Source organism: Fastidiosipila sanguinis, assembly GCF_002998295.1.
GTDB lineage: Bacteria > Bacillota > Clostridia > Saccharofermentanales > Fastidiosipilaceae > Fastidiosipila > Fastidiosipila sanguinis.
Genome location: NZ_CP027226.1, coordinates 996,187 through 1,009,580 on the forward strand (window position 1 = coordinate 996,187; position 13,394 = coordinate 1,009,580).

General features: G+C 34.2%; 11 protein-coding genes. 4 read left to right on the forward strand and 7 right to left on the reverse strand.

Annotated features, from left to right (window positions below; genetic code table 11):
• Position 1: 1 nt before the first annotated feature.
• Entirely contained in the window at positions 2-3,466 is a 3,465-nt protein-coding gene (locus C5Q98_RS04375) for a PD-(D/E)XK nuclease family protein (RefSeq protein WP_158695707.1), read from the reverse strand.
• A gap of 223 nt (positions 3,467-3,689) precedes the next feature.
• Between C5Q98_RS04375 and C5Q98_RS04380 the strand changes: the two genes are divergently transcribed.
• Entirely contained in the window at positions 3,690-4,565 is an 876-nt protein-coding gene (locus tag C5Q98_RS04380) for a lysophospholipid acyltransferase family protein (RefSeq protein ID WP_158695708.1), read from the forward strand.
• A gap of 161 nt (positions 4,566-4,726) precedes the next feature.
• Here the strand turns inward: C5Q98_RS04380 and C5Q98_RS04385 are convergent, their stop codons facing one another.
• Genes C5Q98_RS04385 through pta form a run of 4 tightly spaced genes read right to left on the reverse strand, consistent with a single transcriptional unit; the run spans position 4,727 to position 7,786 of the window.
• Positions 4,727-5,005 (reverse strand): acyl carrier protein, encoded by a 279-nt coding sequence (locus tag C5Q98_RS04385; RefSeq protein ID WP_158695709.1) that lies wholly within the window; start codon positions 5,003-5,005, stop codon positions 4,727-4,729.
• Entirely contained in the window at positions 4,995-5,528 is a 534-nt protein-coding gene (locus C5Q98_RS04390; protein ID WP_106012459.1) for a MarR family winged helix-turn-helix transcriptional regulator, read from the reverse strand. The genes C5Q98_RS04385 and C5Q98_RS04390 overlap by 11 nt, the downstream gene beginning before the upstream one ends.
• Positions 5,521-6,735: an acetate kinase gene (locus C5Q98_RS04395; protein ID WP_106012460.1), complete on the reverse strand. Its 1,215-nt coding sequence runs from the start codon at positions 6,733-6,735 to the stop codon at positions 5,521-5,523. The genes C5Q98_RS04390 and C5Q98_RS04395 overlap by 8 nt, the downstream gene beginning before the upstream one ends.
• Before the next feature lie 52 nt (positions 6,736-6,787).
• Positions 6,788-7,786, reverse strand: coding sequence for a phosphate acetyltransferase (pta, locus tag C5Q98_RS04400; protein WP_106012461.1), 999 nt, complete (start codon positions 7,784-7,786; stop codon positions 6,788-6,790).
• A gap of 180 nt (positions 7,787-7,966) precedes the next feature.
• On the opposite strand from pta, the gene C5Q98_RS04405 reads away from it, so the two are divergent.
• From C5Q98_RS04405 to C5Q98_RS04415, 3 genes are read left to right on the forward strand one after another with little or no spacing between them, the layout of a single operon-like run.
• Complete coding sequence (locus C5Q98_RS04405; protein WP_106012462.1) at positions 7,967-9,325, forward strand: tRNA(Met) cytidine acetate ligase; 1,359 nt, start codon at positions 7,967-7,969, stop codon at positions 9,323-9,325.
• Positions 9,326-9,359: 34 nt separating this feature from the next.
• A complete protein-coding gene (tyrS, locus tag C5Q98_RS04410) occupies positions 9,360-10,598 on the forward strand; it encodes a tyrosine--tRNA ligase (protein ID WP_106012463.1) in 1,239 nt (412 codons plus the stop codon).
• A 28-nt stretch (positions 10,599-10,626) separates the two neighbouring features.
• Entirely contained in the window at positions 10,627-11,607 is a 981-nt protein-coding gene (locus C5Q98_RS04415; RefSeq protein ID WP_158695710.1) for a C39 family peptidase, read from the forward strand.
• Between the two features lie 148 nt (positions 11,608-11,755).
• Here the strand turns inward: C5Q98_RS04415 and rpsT are convergent, their stop codons facing one another.
• Entirely contained in the window at positions 11,756-12,019 is a 264-nt protein-coding gene (gene rpsT / locus C5Q98_RS04420; protein WP_106012465.1) for a 30S ribosomal protein S20, read from the reverse strand.
• 165 nt (positions 12,020-12,184) lie between these two features.
• Positions 12,185-13,288 (reverse strand): IS30 family transposase, encoded by a 1,104-nt coding sequence (locus C5Q98_RS04425; protein WP_106012466.1) that lies wholly within the window; start codon positions 13,286-13,288, stop codon positions 12,185-12,187.
• Between the last annotated feature and the right edge of the window lie 106 nt (positions 13,289-13,394).

Sequence of the window (13,394 nt, forward strand, 5' to 3'; positions counted from 1 at the left end):
ATTATTTATCACTAAAATTCCCATCATCAAAATTTTCCACTAAATAAATAAAACTATTTTTACTCAAAATATGCCTACTACCAAATGTTTCAACAATTTCAGGGTCATAGGTTTTTACAATTTCATCAAGTTTTGGCAAGATTTCTGTCCTTATAAAACCTCTATCCAATTGTGCCATAGCTCTATAATCACAAAATCTACTTGGGTCTTGATATTTATCACTAGTCTTAGGTGCCGAAGAAAAGTTTCCTGAATTTATCTTCTCGGCGATTTCTCGAACTTTCTCTAAACTATGGTCCATCAACTTATGCAATATTTCTTCTTCTAAATCTAAACTTCTCAGTTTAAACTTAGAAATATATTCCTTGATAAATTCATCTATAGAAACAAGAGCTTGATCTGAATAGTTTTTCTTGAAGTTTTGTACAATTGCGTACCCTGCATCAGCTGCAATATATGGTTCATTCAAGCTCTCATAGGCGGCTAAATATATCGGTAATTGCAGGTCAAAGCCGTAGTATAAATTCGGATAAGAGACTTTCTTATCTCCAGTTTTGTAGTCAATGATTCTAAACTGTTGATCTACTTGATTAACATCAACTCTATCTACAAATCCTCTAATAAACAGATTTTCGCCATTACTTAACTCTACAGAAAAAGTTTTCTCAGCTTTGCCAAAACTCCACTCACTATATTTAGGCTCCCAATTAATATCATTTTCAATTAACTCTCTAATCTGTGCTATTGAGCCCTGGAGAGAAGATAATTGAGCTTTAAATCTAGCTACATATGCATCACCAGGCATGAAATAAAGTTTCAAGCTCTCATCTTCAAATGCAGCCTCAAGCAAGTATCTGGCAATTAACTCGTCATCAGTTTGTTTTAAAATTTTTTCCAAACTTAAATCTCTACTGATCTCATCAAGAGAATTTTCCAAGACTTTTTGCCAGGCTCTCTGACTAATTTCCATTACCTTGTGCACCAAGGTCCCAAAGCCTGAACTTTCTGGTTTATAGTAATTTTTTGCTTTCAATTGAAGAAGGTACTCTACGAAAAACGCAAATGGATTCTTCATATACTTTTCAAGTCTTGAGATAGACCAAAGTGGATTTTTGCCAAGAGCTCTACTAACTAGATCAGTACTAATATTTAAGCTTCCGCCTTTTTTCATCTCTCTACCATAATTATCAGCATCCCAGATCTCATTCAGTTCTTGATGATTATCATTTATGTAAGCTTTAAGAGCTTCAACTATAGTTTTTTCAGATCCTGCAAAACCTGTGGCATTATTCATTAATTTAAGTTTAGTAAATGCACGCTCTGGCAAAGACAAGCTTAAATCTCCTAAACTATCAGGCTCATCATGCTCTATCAACTTTTCACCAAGAGATTCCCTAAAATTACTCAATATACTAGCTTCCTCGCCTTTTCCACCAGTATAAGAAATTATAATTTTGCTCGGAAAATTTAAAAGAGCGTAAAAGTCTGAAATATTAACATTCAGTAGCTGTTCATCTAACTCTGGTAAAGGTTCTTCTAAGTAAGGATTAATTTTTAACCTATCAACTGGATTCAAAAGAGAATTCTTTCTGCTTCTCTGAGGAATATTACCACTATCTGCAGATACCATAAAAACAACATCTAAATCCTCATTTGCTAGCTGTTTAAAACTACCAAGAATAACTTGATTGCCATTAGCTGGGATCCTATTTTTGTTGCTCTCAATCAAACTGAGTTCCAAGTAAAAGATAAATTCTTCCACACTAAGCTCTGCCTCAGAGTTAATTTTCATAAAATCGGATAAAGTTTTAATCAAACTATTCCAAACTTTAACCTCAACCTCCGCTTCATTGCTAAGCTCAGCTGCTTCTAAACTATCTACTTTTTCACTCACTTTATTGGCCAAGTTAATAGAACGTAAAAATTCTAATATCTGCTGACTATATTCTCTCAATGTTTGAGCATGATAAAACTCTCCAAGTAACGACTTAGGATTCTGCAAAGCTCTTTGGGCTAGTTCAAATACTTCCAGTCTCTCCTGGCCCTCGTCCTTGGCTGATTCAAGGTCATTGTCAGCAGCTATATCCCTAGCATTATCATCTTCTGCTTCCTCATCACTGGATAATTCAGAAAACTCTAAAATACCAGGATTAAAGCTCTTACTATATTTACTAGCGTCAAAAGCATCAAAACCTCTAAATCCTCTTGATCTATAAAACTCTATTAGCTCGTCTTGCTCATCAGGAGTTAAGCCTGCATATGGCTGCTTAATATATTTAATTACATTTTCAATATTATCAGGGTATTTAATCAGCTCAATCAAAGCCGTCAGGAAATTACTCAAATGCTTATATTCAACATTATCAACATCTGCAGCATAGAAAGGAATATCTAATTCATCCAAGGCTAACTTCATGTTAAGAGTTTGCTCATTACTAGCTAAAGCTATACCTATTTTTTCTGGTCTTAAATCCCTCTCTGTAAATAATAGTTCCTTAATTTTGCCTGCAATAAAACGTGATTCATTTTGCTCTTTATCAAAAGCATGGAACTCAAATTCTTGTGAATTTTCCTGATCTTCAAGTTCTAAAACTTTAACATTAGCGTAATTATTGATTAAACTAAAAATCAATTGTCTACCGGCAATAAATTGTCTCTTACCAGCTTCTATTTGTGTTTGATCTTCGGGTACAAGATCAGCTTCTGCAGAAATAATAACTTCTTTAACTAATTTATCTAAAGAGTTAAGTATGGAAAATTCTTGTGGAGTAAAACTTCTACTGATACCAAAACCATGTATCCAAATAGTTGTCTCTTGCAAAAATTCATATTGTGTCCAAGGAAATTCCAAATCTTTATAGTTATAATTAACGGCTTCCAACTTTTCCAAAAGGATTTTTAAATTCTCATCAAGACTGTCAATGAGTAAGTCTCCAGGCATAAAGTTTTCTAACTTCAACTTCTCTCCAAAACTTTCCATAATCAATCCTAAGTCATGTAACTTTTTCGATAAGTTTAAGTCGCCATTCTCAGCAGTAGCCAGAGAAATCTCTTGAATTTCACTTGCCTTAATTTGGTAGCGCCAAAGATCTCCTATAGTATCTATTACTCTACTTAAGTAATTAGGTTTATTTTTCAGGCTTGCATATTCTTGGAGTTCATCCTCTAGATCTTGAATAGATTGTGCAAGTAGGTGTAGTTCTAGGGCCGGATTAACAACATTATAACCAGCACCACCAGCTAATTCTGCTATTCTCAAAGCAAATCTTCTAAAACTTAAAATTTCCTCTAGCATCAAGCTACGTTCAGTATCTTCTGAGAAATAAGACCTCTCCATATTAGCCTTGAGAGTTTCTGGCACTATCAGAAATCCTCTACTAAAAGCTTCATTTTTATGATGCTTCCAAATGTCAGCTCTCATATACTTAGCTAAATCTCTTCTGTTTTTAGAATATACAATCTGCAAGTCTTTCACCTCAATATCACTTTGTTAAAAATATTATTACTTTTACAAAAGTTCCATATGGTATTATTCTAATCTATATTAGTATTTTTGCACATTGAGATATAATGACAAATTGTGAAAAATTGTAACAATGTACAACAACAATACACAAAAATATCGAAAGCCAAGCTTTAATATGGTGCAGATAATAAATTAACTTAGATTGGCGGATGAATTAGAAACTATGCAAAATGATAATAATGTAACTGAAACTAAAACAAAACAAGATTCAGAAATTAAAATTCAAACTACTAATGCTGAGATTGATGCTCTTCCTGAACCCACCGAAAGAAACTGGGCAGGAAAATTCGGATATCACTTAGGTAGTCTATTGATTAAATCTATTACTAAATTCGAAGTGCGCGGTGCAGAAAATCTTCCTAAAGATGCACCTTATATTATTGCTCCTAACCATGAAACATATGTAGATGGGCTGATCGCTGCTATGGGCCTACCAAAGGATCACTTCGATAAATTCTGCTCACTCGCAGCTAAAGAATTAGGCGAATCAAGAGGTTGGTTTGGTAAATTAATTATGCGTGTTGGTCGTGGTATTCCTATCGATCGTGGTGGTAGTGCTAGGCAATCTTTAATGGTCTGTATTAAAGAGCTAAAGAATGACAATATTTTATTAATCCATCCTGAAGGTACTAGAACCGCAGACGGTAAATTAGGAATCATTAAAGGTGGTACTTCTTTTATTGCTAGTAAAGCTGATGTTCCTATAGTTCCAGCATTTATAGATGGTGGTTATGAGATATTTAGTCGCCATATGAAGTGGCCTCGTCCTTTCAAAGGATTCATGAAGAGAAAACGTTTAATCTTAACTTACGGTAAACCAATTTATCCTAGTGATTACGCTAACTCAAAAGAAATGAACCAAGCCCTCTCCGACTGGTTGCACTACATGTACAACAATAAAGAAATTCCTAGAGAATACGAGCATGAAAACCTAGAGTACATGCAGAAATTAGCTGCTAGACAAAAACGCCGTGAACAACGTCGTACAGCAGCAGACTCAGAGATGGGCAATGCAGAAGACCAAAGAACTTCCCTTTAATACTGAGAACTTACATAAAAGATGTCGGTGCTTCTAGATTCATAAATTTATAAATAAAAAAGTGATATTTGCGTAAGTTTATACTTACATTTAATGAGGAAACTCATTAACATACAAATATCACTTTTATTTTTTACTACTAATTATAGACTTAGACTGAATCAATTTCTCAACTTCGACTCAATTAATTCACAGGCATCCTCAACTGTTTGAACATCATCCAAATCTTCTTCAGCTATTCTCAAATCAAAAAAGGATTCTAAATCTACAACCAGTTCAATCAAGCTTAATGAATCTAGTTCAAGTTTTTCAGTTAAATTATCTTCCAAAGAAATATCGTCATATTTTAAGTGACTTACTTTAGCAATAGATTTTTTTACTATATCAATAATATCTGCAAAAGAAAAATCTGAGTCTGTCTTATTCGTCTTATTCTTCATTCTCATAGTCCTTATTGTTCTCTTTTATTTGTGAGGCTTCTGAAACTTTCCTATCTCTCTCTTTTTCCTTATCTTTATACTCTTTGTATGTTGCAAGCATGTACTCATAAACTTTATCCAAAGTTTCCGCCATAAATTCCGTCTGATCTTCTGTCAGCGGTTCAGTTATAGCATTCATGACGGCACGCATTGAACGTTGGTGTAGTCGAACTGCAATTTTACCTTTTCTTGTAAGACTAAGTTCACTAATACGCTTATCATCTTTGTTCTTGGTTTTATCCACATAACCTTTTTTGCGCAGCTTCTTAACCTGAACAGTTAAAGTACCTGCAGTGACACCAACCTTCTCAGCCACTGCACTCATGCTCAATTTATCATAAGATCCTATAGCTATTAATGTTTGCATCTCTGTACGAGAGAGAGCATCAAAATCCCCCATAGCCAAAGCTTCTTCTTCGGTCTTAATAATAATATCTATAACACCAGTTAATTTTTCTAGCAATAAAGTTTCAATCTTACTCATACAAAGATTTTACCAAATTGTAAGTTTTTAGGGCAATTTCCAACTCTTCATTAGTTGGCACTACCATAACTTTAACTTTTGAACCTTCTTTAGATATTTCATTAATTTGACCAGGTACTGAACTTACATTTTTTTGCGGATCTAATTCAATTCCAAATTTTTCTAGTCCTGACAAAACATCTCTTCTAACTCTAGGAGCATTTTCACCAACACCTGCTGTGAAAACAATTAGGTCTAAATCACCTAGAACTGCCATAAATGCACCTATGTATTTTTTCACCTGGTATGCAAAAACTTCCACTGCAAGTCTTGCTCTATCGTTTCCAAATTCAATTGCATCGTATAAATCTCTAAAATCAGAACTAATTCCAGAGATACCTAATACACCTGAACCTTTGTTGAAAAGTTTATCCAACTTCTCTAAGGTTAAATCATGATTATTATCAATAAGATATTTAACAACAGCCGGATCCATATCACCTGTTCTAGTTCCCATAGGTACACCTGAAACAGGAGTCATACCCATAGAAGTATCAAGAACTTCTCCATGTTTAATGGCTGCTAAAGATGATCCATTTCCTAAGTGACAAGTAATTATATTCAGGTCTTCACGTTTTTTACCAATAACTTCAGCAGCTAGGGTACTTACGTGGTCGTGGGATGTTCCGTGGAATCCATATCTTCTTACATGATACTCCTCATAAAACTCATAAGGTAAGGCATATGTATAAGTATAGTCAGGCATGCTAGAGTGGAAAGCTGTATCAAAGACTGCAACCATAGGTTTGTCTGGCATTACTTCTTCGCAAGCCTTAATCCCAGCTAGAGCTGCGGCATTATGCAAAGGCGCCAATGGTATTATGCGCTTAATAACTTCCTCAACTTCTTCATCAATAAGGACAGCCTTTCTTATACTTTCGCCACCATGAACAACCCTGTGTCCAATCGCTTGAACCTCATCCATTGACTCTACTACACCATGCTCAGGTGAAACTAAGGTTTGTAAAACTAATTCCATTGCTTCTTGATGAGATGCAAGAGGTTCATTCTTTGTAAACTCTTCTTCTGTAAGACAATTTATATATTTAAATATTCCACCTAAATTTATACGATCACAAAGACCTCTGGCATATACTTTCTCAGTTTCTGGATTTAAGAGCTGAAATTTCAGTGATGAGCTTCCTGCATTTACAACTAAAATTAACATAGTTTATCCTCGTTTCTAATTTTAAGTTTTCTAAATATTTTTAAATATAAGATTAATTTATTTGTGCCTGAACTGCTGTAATTGCAATAACTCCCAAGATATCCTCTACACTAGAACCTCTGGATAGGTCATTGACTGGTTTAGCTAGACCTTGAGTAACTGGACCAAAAGCATCAGCTTTCGCAAGTCTCTGCACTAGTTTGTACGCTATATTACCGGAGTTTAAATCAGGGAATATCAACACATTAGCTTGTCCTGCAACTTCAGAATCTTTGACCTTTTGCTTTGCAACAGCTTCATCAATAGCGGCATCTACTTGTAATTCACCATCAATAGCTAAATGAGGAGCTCTTGCTTTTGCCAACTCAGTTGCATCTACAACTTTTTTTACCATTTCGCTATTACCAGAACCTTTACTGGAATAAGATAGTAATGCTACCTTTGGTTCAATTTCCAATAATGATTTGAATGAGTTGGCGGTTGAGATAGCAATTTCGCTAAGTTGTTCAGAGTTTGGATTTTCTACCATACCTGCATCGGAGAAAGCAAATATTCCTGCTTCACCATAATCAGTGTTAGGAACTTGCATAATAAAAAATGTAGATACTAACTTGCTATTTGGCGCAGTACCTACAATCTGCAAGGCTGATCTCAAGACCTCTGCTGTACTATGGACTGCCCCTGCAACCATTCCATCAACGTAATTTGTATGTACTAGCATTGCTGCAAAATTTAGAGGTTTCTTGACAGCTTCTTCTGCATCTTCTTGGCTAATCCCTTTGTGCTTTCTTAATTGGTAATATTCTTCGGAGAATTCTGCTTGTCTCTCATTATTCACAACTGAAATGATTTCACAAGAAGATAAATCCAAGCCATTTTCAGCTGCTAAGCTATTAATTTTCTCAGCTTCTCCTAAAAGCACTATATCCGCTAAATTCTTCTCTACTGCTTGACTTGCTGCTTGCAAAATACGTATATCTTCAGTTTCTACAAGTACTATACGTTTCTTATTTGAACTAGCTTTCTTATAAATATTATCCATTAGGCTCATAAGTAACCTCCTCTTAAGTTGATTTACAACATTAAATGTCTATTTTGTTATTTTTTATTTTATTTTTAGCATATGTTCGTATTATATAAGTCTTATGGACATAGATTTTTTAACAAACAATGTCGATATTATAAACTAATAGACTAAGCATTTCTGTCAGGATTGTTTATAATATAGCTTATGAAAACAATAGCTATTATTACAGAATATAACCCAATGCACTTGGGGCATTTATATCAAATTGAATATGTTAAAAATAAATTCGGAGATGATTGTAGGATAATCTTAGTGATGAGCGGAAACTTCGTCCAAAGAGGCGAACCTGCTCTCTACTCTAAATATGAACGGGCAGAAGATGCTGTAAAATCAGGAGCATCGATGGTTATTGAATTGCCAGTAAGTTTCGCAAGTGCCAGTGCCAAAGAATTTGCTAACGCTGCTGTTAAATTAATCAGCAGCTTAGGTGTAGTTGATACTATTGTTGCAGGTGCTGAAGATGCTGAACTAATTAGTTCTAATAAGTTTTTTGATAAGGTTAATGAAATTTTGCACGATGAACCTGCTGATTTCCAAGAGCTCTTGAGAAGCTACTTAGACAAAGGGAAAAATTTTGCGGAGGCTAGAAGTTTAAGTTTGGCTGATTTATTGGGTAAAGATCATTATGCAAACGATGGAAGTTTAAATCTTGATAAAGACGTTATTCAAAACCTCCTAAAAAAATCTAACAATATTCTGGCTCTAGAATATTCATTAGCAATTAAAGCTGAAAATACTATAAGGAAGTCACAAGGATCTCGACAACTTAAACTGCATCTCTCACCTCGAAAAGGTGCTGACGAAAACAGCTTAGAAACAGTTGATGATTTTAGTCTCTCTGCATCTGCTATTAGGAATATTTTACTTGAAACAAATACTGATGATCACAGAAAATCAGTCCGTTTCTTAAAATTTGAAAACTATTTAAATCCAGTAGTTCTGTCTAGAGTTATTGAGCCTAAATATCGTCAGTATGATTCTTATGTCCAGACATTCTTAGCTAGAGTTCTAACAACTTCTGTGGATGAACTTATCTCTTACAGAGACTTCTCTACTGATCTAGCCAATAGAATTAAGAACATTAGTGAAACTTACCTCTTCTCTGCTTCTCAGACTAATGCAGAATCAAATGAAATTTTCCGTGATAATTTATTCCAAGAAATTTCCAATAAATATTTTGTAGAAACAAGAGTGAAGCGAGCTGCTCTAAGTCTGCTATTAGGTATTAAGGAAAACGATTGGCAAGATATAAAAAGTGATGGCCCAGCTTTTATAAATGTTTTAGCAGTTGATAAAAATGGTAGATATCTCATGAAGCTTATGCGTAAGCTCTCTACTTTACCAATAACGGTCAAGAACTCTGATTTACTAGAAAGATTGAATAATGATCTTAAAACTAGTAAAATACAACAACAGCTAAATTTAAATGCTGATGCTCTTTATAAACTTTTTTGTCAAAAAGAAGATGAAGGAATTTATAAAGAATATATCTATATAAAATAATAGAAAACAACATTGAAAAGAGGTTGAAATTGATATGGAAAATCAAAATGTTATAGATACATTAATTGAACGTGGGTACCTGGCACAAAGCACAGATTTAGAAATGCTAAAAGAAATTTTCGCAAAACCTGGTGTTCGTTTTTATATTGGTTTCGATCCTACAGCTGACAGTTTACACGTAGGTCACTTTATTCAAATGATGGTCATGGCTCACTTACAAAGAGCTGGTCATGTTCCTGTCGCTCTTTTAGGTGGCGGTACAGGTATGATTGGTGACCCTTCTGGTAGAACTAACATGCGTAAAATGCTTACTCCAGAAGTTATCGAGCATAACGTTAATCAATTCGCTAAACAAATGGAAATCCTATTAGACTTCTCCGAAGGCAAAGGTATGATAGTTAACAATGCTGACTGGCTATTAGGTTTGAAGTACATTGAATTCTTGCGTGAAGTTGGTCCACATTTTACAGTTAATAAAATGCTAGCAGCTGATGCTTATAAACGTCGTTTGGATGAAGGATTAACATTCTTTGAGTTTAACTATATGACAATTCAAGCTTATGACTTCTACAGACTTTACACAGATCACGATGTTAAAGTCCAACTTGGCGGTAATGACCAATGGTCAAATATTCTTGCTGGTACTGAATTGATTAGAAGAAAAACCGGTAATCATGATGCTCTAGGATTAACTACTAACCTATTAGTCAAGAGCAACGGTGAAAAAATGGGTAAAACTGCAAGTGGTGCCCTATGGTTAAACGAAGAAAAAACAAGTCCATTTGAGTTTTACCAATATTGGAGAAATATCGATGACGCAGATGTAATTAACTGCATGAAGCTCCTTACCTTCTTACCTATGGATAAAATTGCTGAATATGAAAAACTTGAAGGTCAAGAGATTAATGAAGCTAAGAAAGTTCTAGCATTTGAAGTAACCAAGACTGTTCATGGTGAAGAAAAAGCTAAACATGCTGAACAACAAGCTCTTGATATCTTCTCAGGCGAAGGAAGAACTGACGATATGCCAAGCTTAGAGGTTAATTCTAGTGAACTAGCTCAGGGTCTACCTCTCCTACAAGTTATGACAGATGCAGGCTTGACTAAATCCAATAGTGAAGCTCGCCGTATGGTTCAGCAAAATGCTGTTCGTATCAATGATGAAGTGCTTAACGATGTTAATTATGAATTAAGCGATAAAGATTTGATCAATAATGAAATTATTATTAGAAAAGGTAAGAAAAATCACTTCCGTGTTTTATTAGTTGATTAAATTAATTTATCCATTTTAGGAAATGTTTATGGAAAAGAAAAATGGCTTAGCCTATTTAATCTCGAAAATAATTATAACTATGGCAATAATTGGTGCGCTTATTGTTGCCATATATGTTATTTATCCTAATATAAAGAAAAATTTATTAAATCACGACGCTCCTGCTATCTCGGAAGAATCTAATCCTGACTCTGAAACAGATATAGGTTCAGATCAAAGCAGTGTATCTAACAATTCTATTAATGAAGAAGATGATCATTCTAGTACCTCAAATACTACTCCTTCTTCGACGCCTGCTCCAGAAGAACTCTTAAACAAACTTGATAAATCTTATGACCCTTATTTACTCGAACCAAGTGAAATTGCAAAACAAATATATATGGACCACTATGAAGAATTTAGTGACGGAAGTCATATTCAAACTAAAAGAAACCCATCTGTTATAGAATATTTTGCTCATAGCCTATTAGAAAACCCAGGTTCTTATGCTACAGACCCTGGATATGATCCTTTCCCTGAGTATGCCATGCCTTACTTCTCTCAATGGGATCAACGTTGGGGTTATACAGAATATGCTGGCGCTGATTTTGGTATATCTGGATGTGGTCCTACTGTTTTGACAATGGTCTACACTCACCTAACTGGAGATATAGATATGACACCAAAATCTATGGGCGAATTTGCAACAGCTAATGGTTACGCAATTGATGGAAATGGATCTTCATGGATGCTAATGAGTGAAGGCGCCGAGAAGTTAGGCCTAACAGTTGAAACTCTTATACTTCATAAGCCTGTAATAGATGAAGCTTTATTAGCTGGTAAACCAATAATATTGGTAGTTGGTCCTGGGCACTTCACTAGCCAAGGTCACTTCGTAGTTATACATGATATAGATGCAAATGGTGATTATTTAATCTTTGATCCTTTTAACATTCATAATGCATTTAGAACATTCTCTTATGCAGAACTAGAAGATCAGATTAGAAATATCTGGGCTTACTCATATTAAGTTAATTCTCCAAATTTCTAGCAAAAGAAAAACCTCTCTGATAAAGAGAGGTTTTATTAATCATCATGATAACTAATAAATTTCATATCCCCTAAACTCTAGAACTTTAAAGGATAAACTTAATTTAATATCATTTAAGAAATTTAGATTAAGCTTTATTAGAATTTAATCCTTTTGCTAATTGTGACTTATGTCTTGCTGCTTTTTCTTTGGAAATAAGTCCCTTAGTAGCTGCTCTATCTAAAATTTTAACTGCTGATTTAACAGTTTCTTCAGCATCTTCTGCATTTTCTTCAACAGCTATACGAGCTTTTTTCAAAGCAGTACGCATTTTTGAACGTTGAGCTTTGTTAATATTTGTCTTACGCTCTGCTGTTCTAACTCTCTTAATTGCTGATTTAAGATTTGCCATATTTCTCCTCCTTTTATAATTTATTACTAACTATTTATAGCTTTTATGTATAAGCTAAAGAATATTACCACAATGCACTGAGACTTGCAAGTCTATAGGTACTTTTAGATCTCAAATGTAAAATGCAACATAAACTGAAATTGTTTTTTGTACAATGTTAATTGTTTACGCTATGGCTAAATATTTACTATTTGCACTGTTTCCTTCTAATACTTTCCTTGGGTAACTATTAATAAATTCCTCTAATTTATTTATTTCTCTCTGTGGTATATCTTTTAGTTTTGTACCTTTAGGAATAAAATATCGGATAAATCCATTTAGATTTTCATTGCTTCCTCGCTCCCAAGATGAGTATGCATGCGCATAATAAACACTAGTTCTATATTTCTCACTATGTATAGATTTTTCCATGCTTTTCCAGTCTTGAAACTCTGCTCCATTATCTACCGTTATACTCTTAAACTTTTCTCTAAATGCTCTTGCTCCTAGTTTTCTTTCTATAGCATTAAGCTTCTTTACTACAGATTCTTGTCTTTGCGTATTTATCTTTAAAATAATGCATTCTCTTGTACATCGATCTACAAGTGTCAATAAACAAGTCCTATCTTCCTTACTAGACTCTATACAATCCATCTCCCAGTGCCCCGTCTCTGTACGCTCTTCTATAGCTTTTGGTCTATGGTTTATTCTCTTCTTATCTGGTGGAGATAAGCGCTTTTCTATATAGCGTTTTCTTTGTCTAGGTTTATTTCCTTTACGTGGAAGGTCTTTCATTGTTACTTCTAGGAAGACTTCTTTTTCTACATAGTTGTAAATAGTTCTAGTACAAAGTCTTTTATCTGTAGGCCAGCCAACTCTGTCAAAATACATTGTTATTGCTGCTGGAGAGAATTTAAGATTATTTATTCTATTCATCTCTTTTCCTATTAGCATGTTTTCTATTATTTTGGCTAATATATGGTCGTTACTAATCTTTAAAGATGGTCCTTTATTACTCCAAGTTTTTTCTACTGTTTTCTGAGCTACTACAGAGGAATATGCTGTGTATTCTTCTAGCATAGAATTCTTTTGTTTGACTTTACCGCGTTTTAGTTCTCTAGATAGAGTTGCTTCACTCCAGCCTAATATCTTTGCTAACTCTTTTTGATTTAATTTATCTTTTTTAGGTCGCTTCAAATTCTCATTATATAAATACTCTAGATGCTTTCTATCTTCTATTGTTAAATGCTGACCTGCTTCTCTTTTCCTGATATAATGTAATTGGCTCATACGATCCTCCTTTGTTTCGTTTTTCCAATTAACATTGTACAGGATTGTTTGAGCCTTTATTATTTCAGTTTATTTTACAACTCGCCCTTTTAGATCTCAAAATTTA

Coding starts and splice junctions, on each gene's coding strand:
- pta (WP_106012461.1), bottom strand. CDS start 7,786: ATGAGCCTAATGGATAATATTTATAAGAAAGCTAGTTCAAATAAGAAA.
- C5Q98_RS04390 (WP_106012459.1), bottom strand. CDS start 5,528: ATGAGTAAGATTGAAACTTTATTGCTAGAAAAATTAACTGGTGTTATA.
- rpsT (WP_106012465.1), bottom strand. CDS start 12,019: ATGGCAAATCTTAAATCAGCAATTAAGAGAGTTAGAACAGCAGAGCGT.
- C5Q98_RS04385 (WP_158695709.1), bottom strand. CDS start 5,005: ATGAAGAATAAGACGAATAAGACAGACTCAGATTTTTCTTTTGCAGAT.
- C5Q98_RS04415 (WP_158695710.1), top strand. CDS start 10,627: ATGGAAAAGAAAAATGGCTTAGCCTATTTAATCTCGAAAATAATTATA.
- tyrS (WP_106012463.1), top strand. CDS start 9,360: ATGGAAAATCAAAATGTTATAGATACATTAATTGAACGTGGGTACCTG.
- C5Q98_RS04425 (WP_106012466.1), bottom strand. CDS start 13,288: ATGAGCCAATTACATTATATCAGGAAAAGAGAAGCAGGTCAGCATTTA.
- C5Q98_RS04395 (WP_106012460.1), bottom strand. CDS start 6,735: ATGTTAATTTTAGTTGTAAATGCAGGAAGCTCATCACTGAAATTTCAG.
- C5Q98_RS04405 (WP_106012462.1), top strand. CDS start 7,967: ATGAAAACAATAGCTATTATTACAGAATATAACCCAATGCACTTGGGG.
- C5Q98_RS04380 (WP_158695708.1), top strand. CDS start 3,690: ATGCAAAATGATAATAATGTAACTGAAACTAAAACAAAACAAGATTCA.